At 58.9% G+C, this 15,557-nt stretch carries 17 protein-coding genes; 7 read left to right on the top strand and 10 right to left on the bottom strand.

Annotated elements, in window-relative coordinates:
• Positions 1-18 precede the first annotated feature (18 nt).
• The 3 genes from IEW09_RS10125 to IEW09_RS10135 form a co-directional block, all read right to left on the bottom strand.
• The gene (locus tag IEW09_RS10125) at positions 19-693 is read right to left on the bottom strand and encodes an MgtC/SapB family protein (protein ID WP_188554019.1); all 675 of its coding nucleotides are present in this window, start codon (positions 691-693) and stop codon (positions 19-21) included.
• 76 nt (positions 694-769) lie between these two features.
• Complete coding sequence (locus IEW09_RS10130) at positions 770-1,909, bottom strand: SH3 domain-containing protein (RefSeq protein WP_188554020.1); 1,140 nt, start codon at positions 1,907-1,909, stop codon at positions 770-772.
• Between the two features lie 192 nt (positions 1,910-2,101).
• A complete protein-coding gene (locus tag IEW09_RS10135; RefSeq protein WP_188554021.1) occupies positions 2,102-3,268 on the bottom strand; it encodes a lactonase family protein in 1,167 nt (388 codons plus the stop codon).
• A gap of 83 nt (positions 3,269-3,351) precedes the next feature.
• Between IEW09_RS10135 and IEW09_RS10140 the strand changes: the two genes are divergently transcribed.
• Positions 3,352-4,419 (top strand): M28 family peptidase, encoded by a 1,068-nt coding sequence (locus IEW09_RS10140; RefSeq protein ID WP_229739224.1) that lies wholly within the window; start codon positions 3,352-3,354, stop codon positions 4,417-4,419.
• A 76-nt stretch (positions 4,420-4,495) separates the two neighbouring features.
• Here the strand turns inward: IEW09_RS10140 and ahpD are convergent, their stop codons facing one another.
• The 5 genes from ahpD to nadA form a co-directional block, all read right to left on the bottom strand.
• Positions 4,496-5,050 (bottom strand): alkylhydroperoxidase, AhpD family, encoded by a 555-nt coding sequence (ahpD, locus tag IEW09_RS10145; protein ID WP_229739225.1) that lies wholly within the window; start codon positions 5,048-5,050, stop codon positions 4,496-4,498.
• A 74-nt stretch (positions 5,051-5,124) separates the two neighbouring features.
• Positions 5,125-5,664 carry a peroxiredoxin gene (locus IEW09_RS10150; protein ID WP_188554022.1) on the bottom strand — a complete coding sequence of 180 codons (540 nt, stop codon included), beginning with the start codon at positions 5,662-5,664 and terminating at the stop codon, positions 5,125-5,127.
• Between the two features lie 101 nt (positions 5,665-5,765).
• Positions 5,766-6,188 carry a Fur family transcriptional regulator gene (locus IEW09_RS10155; protein ID WP_188554023.1) on the bottom strand — a complete coding sequence of 141 codons (423 nt, stop codon included), beginning with the start codon at positions 6,186-6,188 and terminating at the stop codon, positions 5,766-5,768.
• An 84-nt stretch (positions 6,189-6,272) separates the two neighbouring features.
• On the bottom strand, positions 6,273-6,707 hold the full coding sequence (locus tag IEW09_RS10160; protein WP_188554024.1) for a DUF2203 domain-containing protein: 435 nt from the start codon (positions 6,705-6,707) through the stop codon (positions 6,273-6,275).
• Between the two features lie 14 nt (positions 6,708-6,721).
• Entirely contained in the window at positions 6,722-7,873 is a 1,152-nt protein-coding gene (gene nadA / locus IEW09_RS10165; RefSeq protein WP_229739226.1) for a quinolinate synthase NadA, read from the bottom strand.
• A gap of 408 nt (positions 7,874-8,281) precedes the next feature.
• Between nadA and IEW09_RS18795 the strand changes: the two genes are divergently transcribed.
• Genes IEW09_RS18795 through IEW09_RS10180 form a run of 3 tightly spaced genes read left to right on the top strand, consistent with a single transcriptional unit; the run spans position 8,282 to position 10,597 of the window.
• Positions 8,282-8,842: a twin-arginine translocase TatA/TatE family subunit gene (locus IEW09_RS18795; protein ID WP_188554025.1), complete on the top strand. Its 561-nt coding sequence runs from the start codon at positions 8,282-8,284 to the stop codon at positions 8,840-8,842.
• Positions 8,835-9,620, top strand: a complete 786-nt coding sequence (gene tatC, locus IEW09_RS10175; protein WP_188554026.1) for a twin-arginine translocase subunit TatC — start codon at positions 8,835-8,837, stop codon at positions 9,618-9,620. Before IEW09_RS18795 ends, tatC begins: the two co-directional genes overlap by 8 nt.
• A complete protein-coding gene (locus tag IEW09_RS10180; protein WP_188554027.1) occupies positions 9,617-10,597 on the top strand; it encodes a M28 family peptidase in 981 nt (326 codons plus the stop codon). The genes tatC and IEW09_RS10180 overlap by 4 nt, the downstream gene beginning before the upstream one ends.
• Positions 10,598-10,738: 141 nt before the next feature.
• Here the strand turns inward: IEW09_RS10180 and IEW09_RS10185 are convergent, their stop codons facing one another.
• Positions 10,739-12,259 carry an ankyrin repeat domain-containing protein gene (locus IEW09_RS10185; protein WP_188554028.1) on the bottom strand — a complete coding sequence of 507 codons (1,521 nt, stop codon included), beginning with the start codon at positions 12,257-12,259 and terminating at the stop codon, positions 10,739-10,741.
• Between the two features lie 211 nt (positions 12,260-12,470).
• On the opposite strand from IEW09_RS10185, the gene IEW09_RS10190 reads away from it, so the two are divergent.
• Entirely contained in the window at positions 12,471-13,502 is a 1,032-nt protein-coding gene (locus IEW09_RS10190) for an isoaspartyl peptidase/L-asparaginase family protein (protein ID WP_229739227.1), read from the top strand.
• Positions 13,503-13,719: 217 nt separating this feature from the next.
• Here IEW09_RS10190 and IEW09_RS10195 read toward each other — a convergent pair whose 3' ends face one another.
• Positions 13,720-14,190, bottom strand: coding sequence for a DUF3761 domain-containing protein (locus IEW09_RS10195; protein WP_188554030.1), 471 nt, complete (start codon positions 14,188-14,190; stop codon positions 13,720-13,722).
• A 187-nt stretch (positions 14,191-14,377) separates the two neighbouring features.
• Between IEW09_RS10195 and IEW09_RS10200 the strand changes: the two genes are divergently transcribed.
• Together IEW09_RS10200 and IEW09_RS10205 are read left to right on the top strand one after the other, a co-directional pair.
• The gene (locus IEW09_RS10200; protein ID WP_188554031.1) at positions 14,378-14,566 is read left to right on the top strand and encodes a hypothetical protein; all 189 of its coding nucleotides are present in this window, start codon (positions 14,378-14,380) and stop codon (positions 14,564-14,566) included.
• 50 nt (positions 14,567-14,616) lie between these two features.
• Complete coding sequence (locus tag IEW09_RS10205; RefSeq protein ID WP_188554032.1) at positions 14,617-15,540, top strand: TerC/Alx family metal homeostasis membrane protein; 924 nt, start codon at positions 14,617-14,619, stop codon at positions 15,538-15,540.
• Positions 15,541-15,557: the final 17 nt, after the last annotated feature.

Here is a 15,557-nt window from a genome sequence, read left to right on the forward strand (position 1 = left end):
CCGCACCTCTGCGCGCGGCTATTCGATCTTCGCGCTCTCCACGCCCTCTAACTGCACAACGGCCTGCAAGGCATCTTGTAGAACCGTGCCTCCGCTTTGATTGAGCGTAATTTGAATCTCATCTTTGCCGCTGCTGCCCTGCGTCTCTACGCTGAGCCCGGTAACGTTGAGGTTGATGCTCCGTAGCGCCGCCAGTAACGTTTCGATCGTTACAACTTTAGGATCGTAGAGCAGGCTGATGGTTTGTTTGCGCCAGAATGTGTCCAGACGGCGCTCGACAGGACGCAGCACCAGAAGCAGAATCAGCGTAAGCGCTGTTCCAAGAATGGCAGCGCGATACATGCCACAGCCGACGGCGATTCCAATCGCTGCAACCGTCCAGATGCTGGCCGCGGTCGTCAATCCGCGAACCGACTCACCATGCGCGATGATCGTTCCCGCACCCAGAAAGCCGATACCGGTAACAATCTGCGCCGCGATACGCGAAGGATCGAGGCCCACGCCGGGAGTGCCCAGGATATCGGCAAAGCCAAAGGCAGAGGCGATCATCAGCAGGCAGGCCGACATCCCCACCAGAGCATGGGTGCGCAGACCAGCAGCGCTTCGGCGATGTTCTCGATCGAGGCCCACCAGACCTGCCAGTGCCGTCGCTGTAACGAGCCGCAGTGTGATTTCGTGCGGGGGAAGAGTCATCGAGCACTCCCATTTGAGGTAAATCGTACAGGCACTTATATCATTGCCGCCATCGTTGCAGCCTGTACCGACGGCACTACCGTCTTCGCCGTTTGGCTCTCACGGCCCTTCTGTGAACCGCAGCCTTCTTTGCCTTCTTCACAACCGGCTCGGGATGGGTCTCATCGGGAGGCGTCGCATCGGGAGGCAGAACCCGGCGCACCAGGTTTCCTTCCAGCCGATAGGTCTTCAGGATTGTCTTACTCGGCACCACCGCTCCAGTGACCGGATCGGGCACCACCGGCGGAGCGTCATCGGCCAGCACGCGATAGTTGTACGTGGGTGCAACTGTCGCGGATGCTGGAGCCTTGCTATAGGGATCGCTCGCCATCGTCACCGTCAATGGCAGATATCCCTCGATGTTCTTGTCACGGTACGCAGTCTCGTAGCGATGCTTCTTCACATTCCAGATGAAGACACGTACCTGGTTGAAGTCGTAGGGCAAGCCGGATGTATATGGACTGGTTACAGTTACATACTCGGGAATGTTCTTGTCGTCCTGCGGAGCGTCGGGGTCGTAGACCTTGTTCAGAATGTATGCGCCGACGATCCTCTGGCCTTCGGAGTAGCGTACCAGTGCATCGGGAGCGTCCACATCCATCAATCGGCTATAGATCCAGCCGGCATTTCCTTTGGAGTCGCGCACCAGCCACCAGTCATCCATCGCAGGCGGAGCGGGCGGAGCAGCTTCCACAACCTTTCCCTTCTCCACGACTGGAGCAACCGCTCGCAGGCCCGGCGGCACCGGCTTCGGCAGCGTGGCTCGGCGCAGCAGCTTCAACTTCTCGCCCTCGCCCAAACGCAAAAAATGCTCTGTCTCGCGCCCGGGAGTGAGGTGCATATAAACGTCATCGCGCACAACACCGGTTGCTACAACCGGATCTTTTTCATGCTCCTTGGTCAATGCGGCGAACTGATCGAAGATGGACTGCGTCGCCACCATCTTTTCGTTGATCCAGCCCTGTGCGCCCTTGTCGGTCTGCACCTTGAAGAAGCGCCGCCCATGATCGAGCACCAGCAACCTGTCACCGTTCTGCACATCAGCAGTCCGGTTCGATACCGCAGCTACGCGGTCACGCAGGTAGGTCTCCTTCGCCATCACATAGACATATTCGCGATGCGGTTTAGGCCGCAGCCTCGAACAGCCGGTGGTGCCGGCCAGCATTGACGCCGACAAAAGCGTGCAGGCTGAAAGCCGGATGAGACGTCGCTTTGAAACGGATTGGCAGAAAGAAGAAAAAATAGCCCTAAAACTCCAGCAAAACATAGAAACTTCTCTATCCATATTAGTTGCCGATGCGCTGAACCCAAGCACCGTTGTGCGCCGATTCCCTACATTCCGACAAACGAACAAGATGAGTTACTGCCTTTAATGCGTTAACGCAACAGCAATCGCTCCAGTAGGATCGGTCCCCGTTGCCGTGCTGGTCGCAAGGTCCAGCTTTCCAGGAGTCGTCGTATCGTAGCTGTACATCGACAGATCGGGGCTTCCTCCATTCGCCGCTGCGAGCAGATAATCTCCGCTGCTGTCTGTGCCGAGCGACGTCACCAGCAACCCACTTGTGTAAGGCGATCCGGCGATGGCAGTCAGAGCGCCTCCCGTCCCGATGGTGTAGCCGTAGATCGTGCCGTTGGTTCGGTTGGCAGCGTAAACATATTTGCCTGAGTTATCGACCACCACCGAATATGCCTGTCCGCCGGATGCAAAGGGCGAGCCCGCGATCTCGTTTAGAGTGCCGCCGCTGTCAATCGCAAAGACGCGCACACCGCCGCCGGTTCCGCTGCGAGCAATGTAGAGGTACGCCGAAGCGTTATCGACAGCGAGGCCGTTATCGCTGGTCTGGCTCGACACAGTAAGGCTATGGCTGGTCAACAACGCGCCCGTGGTGGTATCGAAGTTGAAGACCACGTCTCCGCCGGTACCCAGCGCGGCAAAGATCAGTGCTCCGTTGGGGGCTATCTTCACCATCTTTGGATTAATCACAGCACTCGGAATCGCCAGTTGCCCGGTTCCCACAGACGTTAATGCGCCAGTCGTGGCGTTGATCTGAAATACGTCAATCTGAGCCACGAGCGTATTGCCATCCAATGCCACCAACCATTGGCCGTCCGGCGACACATCCATCGAAACAACGTTCACAATCGCAACACCCGTTCCCGTACTCGGAACGCTCAACGATCCATCCGAATTAATGGTGTATACGTTGATGTTCCCAAGCGCCGCCACATACAGAAACTTGTTGTTCCGCGTCACTGCCATGGCTACGGGCTGATATCCAAGGGTCAACGGCGAGCTTGGCACGGCCGTCAGCGTTCCCGTACCCACCGTAAAACCGCTTACCGTGCCGGTTGCGGAGTTCGTTCCACTGGCAGTCGTCCCCGTGGTGTTGGCGACATAGGCGTAATTCCCTGTCGATCCAGGCGGTGGAGTCGGCGTTACAGGAGGAAAGAAGCCGCCGCAACCGGTCAGCATCATCCCTGCTACCGCTGCCATCATCCACACCAACCATGGCACTCCTGCGGTCCGTACCCTCATCCTCACCCCTCTAGCAGTTATCTTCGCAGCAGATCTGCGCTTCTCAAAATGGATATTGCTCATGCTTCGATATAATCTGCGCCATGTCTTCGTCCAGGCTCGCATCTCTCCTCGGATTTGCAATGCTTCTCGGGCAATGTATCGCCGGTTCTGTCCTCAAGGGTCAGCGGGTCCATTCATTTGACTCGCTGTCTCCACAAACGGCATCTTTTCTTCCAGAACTTCAGCGCGAGGTCCACGCCGACATGTCCTTCCTCGCCGACGATGAGCTGCATGGCCGCGGCTCCGCCACGCGCGACGAACATATTGCCGCCCTCTTTGCCGCCTCACAGTTCCAGGCGCTCGGCCTCGAACCCGGTGGCGACAACGGCACCTTCCTGCAAAAAGTGACCCTGCCCAATCCTCTTCCCGAGGATGCGAAACAACATCTCTCGAAGCTTGAAGACACGCCGCGCAAAGAGACCTGGAATGCCATCGCAATTTTGCGCGGCAGCAGCGCGCCGAAAGAGACGGTCCTGCTCACCGCGCACCTCGACCATCTCGGCATCGGCCCCTCGGTCAACGGCGACAACATCTATAACGGCGCAGATGACGACGCCTCAGGGACGACAGCGGTTCTGGCTCTTGCCCACATCCTAGCAACTGGACGCCGCCCGCGCCGCACCATCGTCTTTGCACTCTTCGGATCGGAAGAGATCGGAGGCTTCGGCAACCGCGCCTTTCTTGCGCATCCGCCCGTACCGCTGGCCAGCATCGTCGCCAACCTCGAATTCGAGATGATCGGACGGCCCGATCCCGCCGTTCCCGCAGGAGCTCTGTGGCTTACAGGCTTCAACCGCACCAACCTCGGCCCCGAGCTGGTAAAGCATGGCGCTCACCTGGTCAACGATCCGCACATGGGACAGCATTTCTTTCGCCGCTCCGATAACTACGCTCTCGCGCTTCAGGGCATCATTGCTCAGACCGTTTCCAGCTTCGGACTGCACAAGGACTACCACCAACCCAGCGACGACCTTCGCAGCATCGACTTCACTCACATGAACGATGCCATCTCCTCCATGGTTGCGCCCATCAACTGGCTGGTCAACACCACATGGAAGCCTCAATGGAACTTCGGCCGCAAGCCCTGGCATCAGGCAATCCCAAATTAAAGCATCGAGCAATTCCCAAATAAAAAAGACGCGAGACCATGCTCGCGTCCTTTTTATTTCCTTGATCGGCGATAGCCTATGCAGTTGCCGTGGGGGAAGCCTTCTCGGAATCCAGCACGACCCCGATGGCATGAATAACGGAGGTGACACGCACCACAGCATTGATCAACTCTTCCGTAGCGCCCTTTTCTCTCAGTACCTTCTCATGCGAGTCGACGCACTTGTCACATGCGTTGATCGCACTCACCGCCAGGCACCACAGCTCGAAGTCCACTGCCTCAACCGTGTGTCCACGAAGTGCGTTCATGCGCAGCCGTGATGGCAGCGTCGCATACTTCTCATTCTTCGTCAGGTGATGGAAACGATAGTAGATATTGTTCATTCCCATGATTGCCGCCGCAGCCTTGGCCGCATCGAGCGCGCCCGGAGCCAGCACCGATTCAGCCTCTGCAATCACCTCGGTCGTCAGCTCCGCGCAGCGGGTAGCAATCGCAGCCACCACCACCGTCCCCCACAACTGCTGCGGAGTCAGCTCGGTATTCTGCTTCACCAGCGACGAGTAGTTCAACTTCAAATCCTTCGCATATGCGGGCAAATCACTAATCAACTCTTCCAATGCCATCTCTGCCATCCTCTCCGGTTGCGGGTTTCATCCTACAGAAAAAACGCGGCCACTTCAGCAGCCGCGCCGGGGATTACTCAAAACTACGCCAGAGTAGCTTCGCCCTTCTGCCAGTTGCAGGGGCACAACTCATCGGTCTGCAGCGCATCAAGCACACGCAGAACCTCCTGCGGATTGCGCCCCACCGAGAGGTCCGTTACGTAGATAAAGCGGATCACGTTCTCTGGATCGACGATGAACGTCGCTCGCTGCGCCACGCCCGCCTTCTCATCCAGAATACCGAGCTGGCCGCAAAGATCGCGTCGAATATCCGACAGCATCGGGAAAGGCAGGTCCTTCAGGTCGGCGTGATGGGTACGCCATGCAGCATGGACGTATTCGTTATCGGTGCTGCCGCCAAGAATCTGGCAATCGCGATCGGCGAACTCGCTGTTCAGCTTGCCGAAGGCCGCAATCTCAGTCGGACACACAAACGTAAAGTCCTTGGGCCAGAAAAAGTACAGCTTCCACTTGCCCGGATAAGACTCCTCCGTAATGGTAGTGAATGCCTTGGCTTCATCCTTATCCGTTGAGATGGTTGCAGTAACGCTGTAGTTAGGAAATTTCTCTCCGATTTGTAGCATGTAAACGTAACTCCTTTTAGGTACAGTTCCGCGTCTTCCGCCAATCGGAAGACCGATTTAACAATTGCTCTTTCACTCAGGCTTACCGGTCGATCGCCGGCTTATTGACACTTCGGACATAGGCCAATGACATCGACGGCATACCGCTCCACCAGAAAACCTCCCGGCAGCCGCGTGCGTTTCGACACCAGCCCCAACTCTTGTTCCCCTATATCGGTAATCGCTTTGCACTTGGAGCACACCATGTGGTGATGCGCTTCGCTGTTCATCTCTACGCGTACCGAACCGTGGTGCATGCTCATCTTGCGAAAGACGCCGCTTTCGACAAAGAGATGAATATTCTTGTAAACCGTAGCCAACGAGATCGCCGGAATCTTCTTCTTCACCCGGGCATAAACCTCTTCCGGGCTGGGATGTCCACTCATCCCCTGCATCACTTCATACAGAACCTGCCGCTGATGCGTGACAGCAATGCCATGTTCGGCACAAAGATCACGAAACGACTTGGCTGCGGTAACCTGCACTCAGTTAGTATAGCTTATATCAAACAATAATTATTATCATTTGATAAATTAAGTTTTCCCCGACTTTTCGCTTCAACAGCTTCTTTAATTCAAGCGCTCGCGCTCCGGCTTGCCGAACCCCGCATCGAGTGGCTTGCGCCCAGAGCCATCCTCCTGCTCGTGCCAGTGGGTAATCGCATCCTCGCCCAGCTTCCAGCAGAGCATCACGGTCTTGCCGTCCATCACGCAGGGAAAGTCGAGCAGGCCTTCTTCAAGGTCCTGCACTTGCACACCGATCGCTTCGATCTCGCCCAGCGTGTCGGTCGCCTCCTGCGCTGCCTTGTCACGCTCCGCCCGCCGCTTTGCCGCAGCGGTTACATCCACACGCATGCCACCCAACAGAAAGATGCGATAGCTCAACTGCTGCATCTCGGCTTCCAGCGTGCCAGCGCGAAGCCCCGCCGCCTGCGCCTTGCGCAGCAGAGCCTCCAGCACCCGTAGCATCGTCTGCGCCTCGCCCAATGTAAACGTCTTACCCACGACGCCGTCCTCTCTTACGAAACTTCAAGCATGCGGTCGAGCGCGATGCGCGACCATTGCTTGACATCATCATCCACCTTGATGCGATTGACCACGTTCCCTTCAACAAGGTTTTCAAGTGCCCAAGCCAGGTGCTGCGGCGAGATGCGGTACATCGTCGTGCACAGGCAACCGGCATCGTCCAACGTAATCACGCGCTTGCCCAGCGGAGCAAAGCGCTTCGCCAGCCGGTTCACCAGATGAATCTCCGTACCGACGGCAAAGCTCGTGCCTGCGGGAGCATCCTCAATGACTTTGATAATCCGCTCCGTCGAACCAACTTCATCTGCCTTCTGGCAGACCTCCCAGCGGCACTCCGGATGCACGATCACCTGCATCCCCGGTTCCTCGCGACGCACGCGGTCGACATGCTCCGGCAAAAAGCGCTGATGCACCGAGCAGTGCCCCTTCCACAAGATCACCTTCGCCGCCTTAAGCCGGTCCGGCGAGACGCCGCCATTAATCTGATACGGGTCCCAAACCACCATCTGCTCTCGCGGAATGCCCATAGCAAACGCCGTGTTCCGCCCCAGATGCTGGTCGGGCAGAAACAGAATCTTCCCGGCCCGCGCAAAGGCCCACTCAAAGGCGCCGCGAGCATTCGAAGAAGTGCAGACCAGCCCACCACGCTCTCCGCAAAACGCCTTGATCGCCGCAGTCGAATTCATATAAGTCAGCGGAATCAGCCCGCCCGAAGCTTCGTCGGTCAATCCGGCGCGCTCCAGCGAATCCCAGCAGTCCTCTACCTGGCCAATCTCGGCCATATCGGCCATCGAGCAACCAGCGTTCAAGTCCGGCAGAATAACCTGCTGCCACGGTTGAGCCAGAACATCCGCCGTCTCCGCCATAAAGTGCACACCGCAGAACAGCAGATACTTCGCGTTCGTCTCGGTGGCGGCTTTGCTCAGCTTGTAGCTGTCGCCGGTGTAGTCGGCAAACCGAATCACCTCGTCGCGCTGATAGTGGTGCCCCAGCAAAACTACGTCGGTTCCCAGCGTAGCCCGTGCTGCGGCGATACGCGCATCCATCGTGTGATCAGGCTGCGAAAGATAGTTATCGAGAGAACACGTATCCGCAACACGCTCTGCCACGGCCGTTGCCGCGACCTCTTCCATTAGTCCGTTCAATCTACTCCGCCTTCAGTCTCACGAGGTCGTTAGGTGTCGGCTGTCGCCGGCACCGCCCTTCGCCTCCGAGACGGGGATGTTGAAAGCATGTACTGCCGAGGCTGCAGTGGATTCGCTAGAGCGGCCCGTTTCAAACCGCCATCCAACCCACGGGGATGTTGCAACCCTTACAACTTCTACTACACTCGCGGCCATCTTTTGCCGCTCGTATTCATTGGACGAAGACCGCATGCAAAAGATGCATCTTTCGTCGTCGATTCAGCCGTGCAATCATCAGACTCAGTTCTTCAAATCCGTCAGCCTTACTCCTTTAATCTTACAACAGTGTCAATCGAAGCCATCTAAATCCAACTAAGCCTCTAATCTATTTGTTACCCTCCAACGTAAGCCGTATCATGGGACGTATCTATGCCTAGCTTTCAGGACAGCGCACTCATCTTCGTTCTCGCCTTGCTCCTCTTCGGCCCGAAGAAGCTGCCCGAGCTCGCCCGCCAGTTGGGCAAGCTTATGGCCGAGTTCCGCCGTGCCTCCAACGAATTCCGCATGCAGATGGAAGACGAGTTGCGCATGGCCGAACAGGCCGAGCAGCAGAAAAAAATCGCCGCCATGGAAGCGGCTGCCCCCGTCACCCCAGCCATCACCGACGGCAGCGAGAACACCACAGCGCCGCTCAGCCAGGACCCCATCGAAGAGCATCCTCACATGGACCCCTTCAAGGACGACTACTCGACCACAAGCCTCGAAACGGCAGTCGAGCCCGTCGCTGAAACCGTCGCCGAACCAGCTTCCGAACCGGCCCCCGAACCACTTCCCATCGCAACCTCAGGCGACCTTAATCTCATGCCCCCATCGACCGGCCTTCCCGTAGCCAGCAGCTCTTCCATCTCGCAGGCCTTTACCTCCATTCCGCACGCACCCGAGTCCGTGCCGGTATCCGATCAGACGACCGAGGCCCCTGTTCATGGCTGATTTCGTCGATCGCGCCCGGGCCGCCGTTACCGACCGCGCAGAACTCCCCGGCATGAGTCTCATGGAACACCTCGCCGAGTTGCGCACGCGGCTCATGCACTCGGCTGCCTACTTGCTCGTTGGCTTCGTCGTAGCCTATGTCTTCCACGAGCGCCTCTACGGCTACGTGCAGCAGCCGCTCACCAACCTGCACATCGCGCTCAACTTCACCCACCCGACCGACGGCCTCAACCTCTATCTCAAGGTCGCCTTCCTCGGCGGAGCCATCCTCGCCTCACCCTTCATCCTCTATCAGGTCTGGCTCTTCATCTCGCCCGGTATGTACGCCAACGAGAAGCGCTACGTCGTCCCCTTCATGGCCGCGACCATCGGCCTCTTCTTTATCGGAGCGTGGTTCGGCTATCGTTGGGTCCTTCCCGGCGCACTCAAGGTCCTCATCCTCGACTTCGGCAAAGACTTCCACCCCATCATCACCATCGAGGACTACACCGGCTTCTTCCTCGCCATCATCCTCGGCCTGGGCATCACCTTCGAGCTGCCCATCCTCATCTTCTTTCTCTCGCTCTTCGGCATCGTCGACGCGAAGTTCCTGCTCAAGCACATCCGCTACGCCATTCTCGTCATCTTCCTCATCGCGGCCATCATCTGCCCCATGCCTGACCCCTACAGCATGTGCCTCTTCGCCGCGCCTATGCTTGCGCTCTACTTCGTCGGCGTCGGCGTAGCCTTCTTCGTCCACCCCGCCCGCCGCAAAGCCAAGGAACTGAAAGCCTCATGACCTCGGTCGCATTAGTAAACACCTGTCATCCTGAGCGAAGCGCAGCGAAGTCGAAGGACCTGCGGTTGTTCTTACCTCTGCTTGTCCTTCTCCTCACAGCCACAAACCTCCACGCAGCAGCACCCGCCCGCTTCAACGGACAAGCCGCCTTCGCCCTCACCCAGCAGTTCCTCAACGTAGCCCCCAAGCGTTACCTCGGCTCCCCCGGCCATGCCAAGGCCGAAGCCTTCATCAAGGACCACTTCAAGCCCGAGATCGCCAAGGGCCACTTCGAGACCGACAGCTTCAGCGCCAGCACTCCCGCCGGCCTGATGGACATGCGCAACTACATCGTCAAGTATCCCGGCAAAAAAGACGGTGTCATTGTCATCGCCAGCCACTACGAGACCAATTACCCGCTGCGCGACATCGGCTTCGTCGGCGCCAACGACGGCGCCTGCACCACCGCCCTGCTCATCGAGATCGGCAACTACCTCCGCACTCATCCGCCGCAGGGCTACAGCGTCTGGCTCGTCTTCGACGACGGCGAAGAGGCCGTTCAGTCCTGGTCCAACTCTGACTCCCTCTACGGCACGCGCCACCTCGCCGCCAAGTGGTCGCAGGACGGCACTCTCAAAAAGATCAAGGCCTTCATGGTCGCCGACATGATCGGCGACAAAGACCTCAACATCGACAAGGACGCCAACTCAACCCCGTGGCTGCTCGACCTGCTCCAGCAGGCGGCCAAAAACACCGGCCACTCCAGCTACGTTTTCAAGAATCAGACAGCCGTCGAAGATGACCATCTCCCCTTCCAGCAGCGCGGCGTCCCTGTGCTCGACATCATCGACATGGACTACGGCCCGCACACCATGACGTTGCCCGACGGCTACCATCACACCGCCTTCGACACCATCGACAAGATCAGCGCGCACTCGCTCCAGATCGCGGGCGACCTCTTCCTCGAGATGATTCGCCTCATCGACCAGCACGGCTAACCCTGTTTCGCAGCGGCTAGCCGTGCGCTCAAAATAATCGTCATTCTGAGCGCAGCGAAGAACCCCCGCATTTCGCTTTTGCAGTTGCCGTTGCTCGTTCTTTACTTTTCTAGATACCCTTTCTAAATCACCGCGCCAGCCCTAACCGCTGTGGCGGCGCAGCACAGCCAGCACCTCTTCACTAGCTTCCACACTGGCAAGCTCTGGAGCCTTGGCACCCGCAGCCAGCAGAGCCTCAACCGTCTTTCCGTAGTTGCCCTTATCGCGATGCCAGCCGTGCTCCGACCCATGAATCGCCCATCCCAGCGGCGTTGCCTTGTACTCCTCTTCCTGCGCCTCCAGCGGAGCATGGTGCCGCAACAGCTCCTGCACCATCGCAACGTTGCCATGCCACGCTGCCCAGTGCAGAGGCGTCTGGCCACTGTCTCCACGCACATCCGAAGGCCATCCCGCGCCAAGCATCAGCCGAATCCCCTCGGTATTGTTCCGCAGCGCCGTGCCCACAATGCGGCGGCGAGCCTTCTCTGTCAGCGACTCCACCAATGTCGGATGCTTGGCCACCAGCTCCTTCACCAGCGCCTCATCACCCACCTCGCAGGCCTGTGTCAGTTGCAACCACAGCGGACTGCGCTCCATCAGCAGCCGAAACACCGCTTCATACCCAAACTTATGAGCGATCATATGTGGCGTTGTGGCCCAGCCGAAGGTGTAGATATAAATACTGCCGCCGCTGTGCGGATTCTGCTTGGGAAGGTCTTTCTCCGACACGCTCACGCGCACCAAAGCCGGATCGGCATCAAGAAACTTCCGCACCATCTCCAGATCGCCCAGCGACGCCGCCATAAAGATATCGGTCTGCGCACCTCGCGAGATCAGGTAGCGCAGCACATCCGCACGCGGCCAGCTCGTGCAACCCGCCATGTACTGCGCGGCGGTTGACTCGTGATCGATATCGCGAGCATCGATCTCCGCGCCATGGTCCAGCAGATAAGCCGCAATCTCAACCGTCGCGGCAAAGTGCAGCGGCATCTGCCCATCGCCGCCGCGAGCATGAACCAGCGCCGCATCGCCCTCAACCAGCTCTTTGACACGATCGAACATGCCCAACCGCGCAGCCGCGTGGATGTCCACATACGCGCCGCGCTCAATCAGAAACGAAGCCAGCTTCGGATCGCCGTCGAAGACGCCAAAGCTCCCCGCCCACCACTTCGTCCGCGCATTGATATCGGCACCGGCCTCAAGCAGAACATCGACCATCTCGCGATTGCCATGATTCACCGCTCCAATCAGCGCAGGCGCTTGAAAACCAAAGTTAGGCAGCGGCTCATTCAGCCGCGACTTCAGCGCAGGATGCCGCTTGAGCACCTGTCGCACCAGCGCAGCATCGTTCGCCCTGACAGCACCGGTCAGCGCCTCCACCGGGTCGTCCGACGACGACTCGACATAGCCCTTCAGGCTCGCCCAGCTATCGAAGCCATACTCCCGTGCAATCGCATGCAGCGCATCAGCCAACTTAGGCTGTGCCTCTGAAAGCTGTACACCGGCATCACGAAAACGCTGCGTCGCAGCAGCATCATCCTGAAGCGACTCCCGTAACAGCAGCCGTGCTTGCTTCTTAAGATGTTCGAGGTTAGGGCGAGTAGGTAATTGGCGGGTAGACATCAAACACACTCCTTCTTATGTCGCCCGTGGTCCGCTGCGTCGGGCAGAAGAGAGTGGATGTTGCATACAGCCAAACGGCAAAGGTGGGATAGTCCCTTTCCGCGGACGGGGTGCACCCTCGGTGTGCAAAATAACTGTAGCAAGCCGCCCCCACACGCAGCAACCACGCAAGCCTTCAAACTAAGTTTGTCTTGCTTCTACAATGGCTCGCATGCGTCTATCCTTCCTTATGCCGCTTCTCCTCTCCAGCCTCGTAGCGCAAGCACAACCCTGGGCCATCGCCATCCACGGTGGCGCGGGCGAGTCCGAATGGAAGAACATGGACACGGCGACCGCGGCCGCCTATCACGCTTCACTAGCCAAGGCACTCGCGGCAGGCTCTGCCGTGCTGGCCCGTCACGGCTCCGCGCTCGATGCCGTAGAAGCATCGGTCGAAGTCCTGGAAGACGATCCCCTGTTCAACGCCGGTCGGGGATCGGCCTTTGCCGCCGACGGTACCAACGAGATGGACGCCGCACTGATGAATGGCGCAACCCTCGAAGCCGGTTCCGTGGCAAGCATTCACTTCACGCGCCACCCCATCGCGCTGGCCCGCGCCGTCATGGAGAAGACACCCTACGTCATGATGGTCGGCACAGGAGCCGATGCCTTCTCCCGCGCCCAGGGCTTGCAGCAGGAGCCCCCCGCGTTCTTCTTCACCGAGATGCGCTGGCAGGAGTTTGCCGACGTGATGCGTGCCAGCGGCCGTCCCGTGCCTCCTCGCCCCACCGGCACGCCGCCTGGAGGAAGCGGCCATGCATCGCTCTCCAATGATCCTCACATCTTCTCGCATCGTTTTGGCACCGTAGGAGCGGTTGCACGCGATGCACAAGGGCACCTCGCTGCTGCGACATCAACCGGAGGCATGCAGGGCAAGCTCCCCGGCCGCGTAGGAGATTCGCCCATCATCGGCGCGGGCACCTATGCGAGCGACCACTCCTGCGCCGTCTCAGGCACCGGCGTCGGAGAGTACTTCATTCGGCTCACGCTGGCACGTCAGGTCTGCACGCTGGTAGAACAAGGCAAGACACCGCAGCAAGCCGCCGACCACATGATCCACACGGAACTACCCGCGCTCAAAGGCGGAGAAGGCGGTGTCATCGTGCTGGGCCGTACCGGCGCACCCGTATGGAGCAACAATACCGTCGGCATCTTCCATGCCCAGCAGGTCGAAGGCGGCGCAGCAGAAGTCTGGGTGAAGTAGGAATCCCCCATAGATGATGCACAAACGTCATCTCGACCGGAGCCGCGCGGCCTCATCGCGTGGCGCAGTGGAGAGACCCCTGTATTTCGTCTTTGCTTTTGTTGTTGACTGTTTTTAAATCTGAACACACCATCTGCCATGCCAGTTCCAACACCATTAAAACGTAGCGGCGGCACAAACCTCTGTGCCGCCGCTCTCTTCTAACCAGACCTAATCTCTATTTAGTGCAAGCTGTCCCATGGTCGGCGTGCGCACCCGAGGCCTTCGCATCCGCCTCGGACATATACTTCCCTTCCTTGGTCTTGCCGTAGTACTTCGTTCCCGGGCAGTGATAGACCTTCGTCGAGGTATTCACCCAAACCATTCCCGGTCCGCCGCCGGCCGCCTGCTGCATGGAAGCCATTGACTGGTGCGAAGCCTTAGCTGGAGCGGCTGTCATGGCAGCCGGAGCAGCCGCAGGGGCCGCAGCATTCGACTTCATCGCCATCGGAGCCGCAGCCGGAGCAGCATTCGCCGCATACCAGGTCTGCACTCCTTTATGTCCCCGGCAAGCACCCTTCTTGCTGGGAGCCGTCGTATACGTGCCGTCCTTGCACTGCCCAGTCGATCCTGCCGGGGCCTGCGCCATGGCCACATTTACGGCAAGCAGCGCTGCCGCAACCGTCAACAAGCGAGTACATATCTTCATAAGTTCTCCTGTAAGTATCGAGATCACTAACTACAGCTGAAATACCGACTTATGCTACGCCAACTCGGAAAAACTGTCATCAAAGTTCCCATTCCCACCTCACCCAAACGGTGTACGTGCTGCCCCCTTTCGGGGATGGTTGCTCCCTGATACCCGCTCCTACTCTCAAACTCAACGAGGTAGTACCATGCACGCGCCTACGCTTCACTCCACCTACGACAACGCTGCTGCGCCCACGCGCCGCGTCATGGCAGCCGATTTCCTGCTTACCCACCCCCTGCTCCCCGTCCTGCGCGGCGTATTTATCTCCTCGCTACTCTGGATCTTTCTGGCCCTGGTTCTCTATGGCGTCTACACCCTGATCGTCGCCCACTAGCAGATTCGACATGCACGTCCAGGCAGGCTCGCGATAGCATCGTAGGACAGATGCCCGCTGCCACCCCCATCAGCCACTGGATCGGCTTCCACCTCTTTCTCCTCGTCCTGCTCACCTTCGAGTTCTTTTACACTCGCCGTCGCACTCCTGCGCCCTCCCCTGCCAAGGCCCACCGCAACGCCGTCGTCTCCACTGTCCTCTGGATCGTCGCCGCCCTCGCCTTCGCCGGATTCGTCTTTTACACCCTCGGCAGCGAATCCGCCGTCCAGTACCTCGCGGGCTATGCCATCGAAGAGTCGCTCTCCATCGACAACCTCTTCGTCTTCCTTATGCTCTTCCGCCTCTTCCAGATTCAGCCGCTCAAGCAGCCTCGTGTCCTTTTCTGGGGAGTGCTCGGAGCCATCCTCATGCGTGGAGCCTTCATCGCCGCCGGCATCGGCCTGCTCGACCGCTTCGCCTGGATCAGCTACGTCTTCGCAGCCATCCTGCTCATCGCGGCCATCCGCCTTGTCCTGCCGTCATCTCACAGCGAAGAAACTCCGGTCTGGATTCGCTGGCTCTCCAAAGTCCACCCCGTCAGCCTCACGCAAGACCACTTCTTCGTCATCGAAGACAACCGCCGCATGGCCACCGTCCTCTTCCTCGCCCTCGTCGCCATCGAGCTGGCCGATGTCGTCTTCGCACTCGACTCCATCCCCGCCGTCCTCTCCATCACGCGCCATCCCTTCCTCGCCTATACGTCGAACATCATGGCGGTCATGGGACTGCGCTCGCTCTACTTCCTGCTCGTCCACTTCCTCGCCAAGCTGCGCTTCCTGCACTACGGCCTCGCCGCCGTGCTCGCCTTCGCCGCCATCAAGATGCTCTCCGGCCATTGGATCGAGATCGGCCCGCTGCTCTCGCTCGGCGTCATCGTCGTTCTGCTCGGCATCACGGTCACTGCATCGTTTATCGCGCAGCCTGCGCAAAAATAAATATTCCGAAAAATTCC

Origin of the sequence: Edaphobacter dinghuensis (assembly GCF_014640335.1) — a bacterium.
In the GTDB taxonomy this organism is placed as follows: domain Bacteria; phylum Acidobacteriota; class Terriglobia; order Terriglobales; family Acidobacteriaceae; genus Edaphobacter; species Edaphobacter dinghuensis.

Coding starts and splice junctions, on each gene's coding strand:
- IEW09_RS10195 (WP_188554030.1), bottom strand. CDS start 14,190: ATGAAGATATGTACTCGCTTGTTGACGGTTGCGGCAGCGCTGCTTGCC.
- IEW09_RS10205 (WP_188554032.1), top strand. CDS start 14,617: ATGCCCGCTGCCACCCCCATCAGCCACTGGATCGGCTTCCACCTCTTT.
- ahpD (WP_229739225.1), bottom strand. CDS start 5,050: ATGGCAGAGATGGCATTGGAAGAGTTGATTAGTGATTTGCCCGCATAT.
- IEW09_RS18795 (WP_188554025.1), top strand. CDS start 8,282: ATGCCTAGCTTTCAGGACAGCGCACTCATCTTCGTTCTCGCCTTGCTC.
- IEW09_RS10200 (WP_188554031.1), top strand. CDS start 14,378: ATGCACGCGCCTACGCTTCACTCCACCTACGACAACGCTGCTGCGCCC.
- IEW09_RS10140 (WP_229739224.1), top strand. CDS start 3,352: ATGTCTTCGTCCAGGCTCGCATCTCTCCTCGGATTTGCAATGCTTCTC.
- IEW09_RS10135 (WP_188554021.1), bottom strand. CDS start 3,268: ATGAGGGTACGGACCGCAGGAGTGCCATGGTTGGTGTGGATGATGGCA.
- IEW09_RS10185 (WP_188554028.1), bottom strand. CDS start 12,259: ATGTCTACCCGCCAATTACCTACTCGCCCTAACCTCGAACATCTTAAG.
- IEW09_RS10150 (WP_188554022.1), bottom strand. CDS start 5,664: ATGCTACAAATCGGAGAGAAATTTCCTAACTACAGCGTTACTGCAACC.
- tatC (WP_188554026.1), top strand. CDS start 8,835: ATGGCTGATTTCGTCGATCGCGCCCGGGCCGCCGTTACCGACCGCGCA.
- IEW09_RS10190 (WP_229739227.1), top strand. CDS start 12,471: ATGCGTCTATCCTTCCTTATGCCGCTTCTCCTCTCCAGCCTCGTAGCG.
- IEW09_RS10125 (WP_188554019.1), bottom strand. CDS start 693: ATGACTCTTCCCCCGCACGAAATCACACTGCGGCTCGTTACAGCGACG.
- IEW09_RS10180 (WP_188554027.1), top strand. CDS start 9,617: ATGACCTCGGTCGCATTAGTAAACACCTGTCATCCTGAGCGAAGCGCA.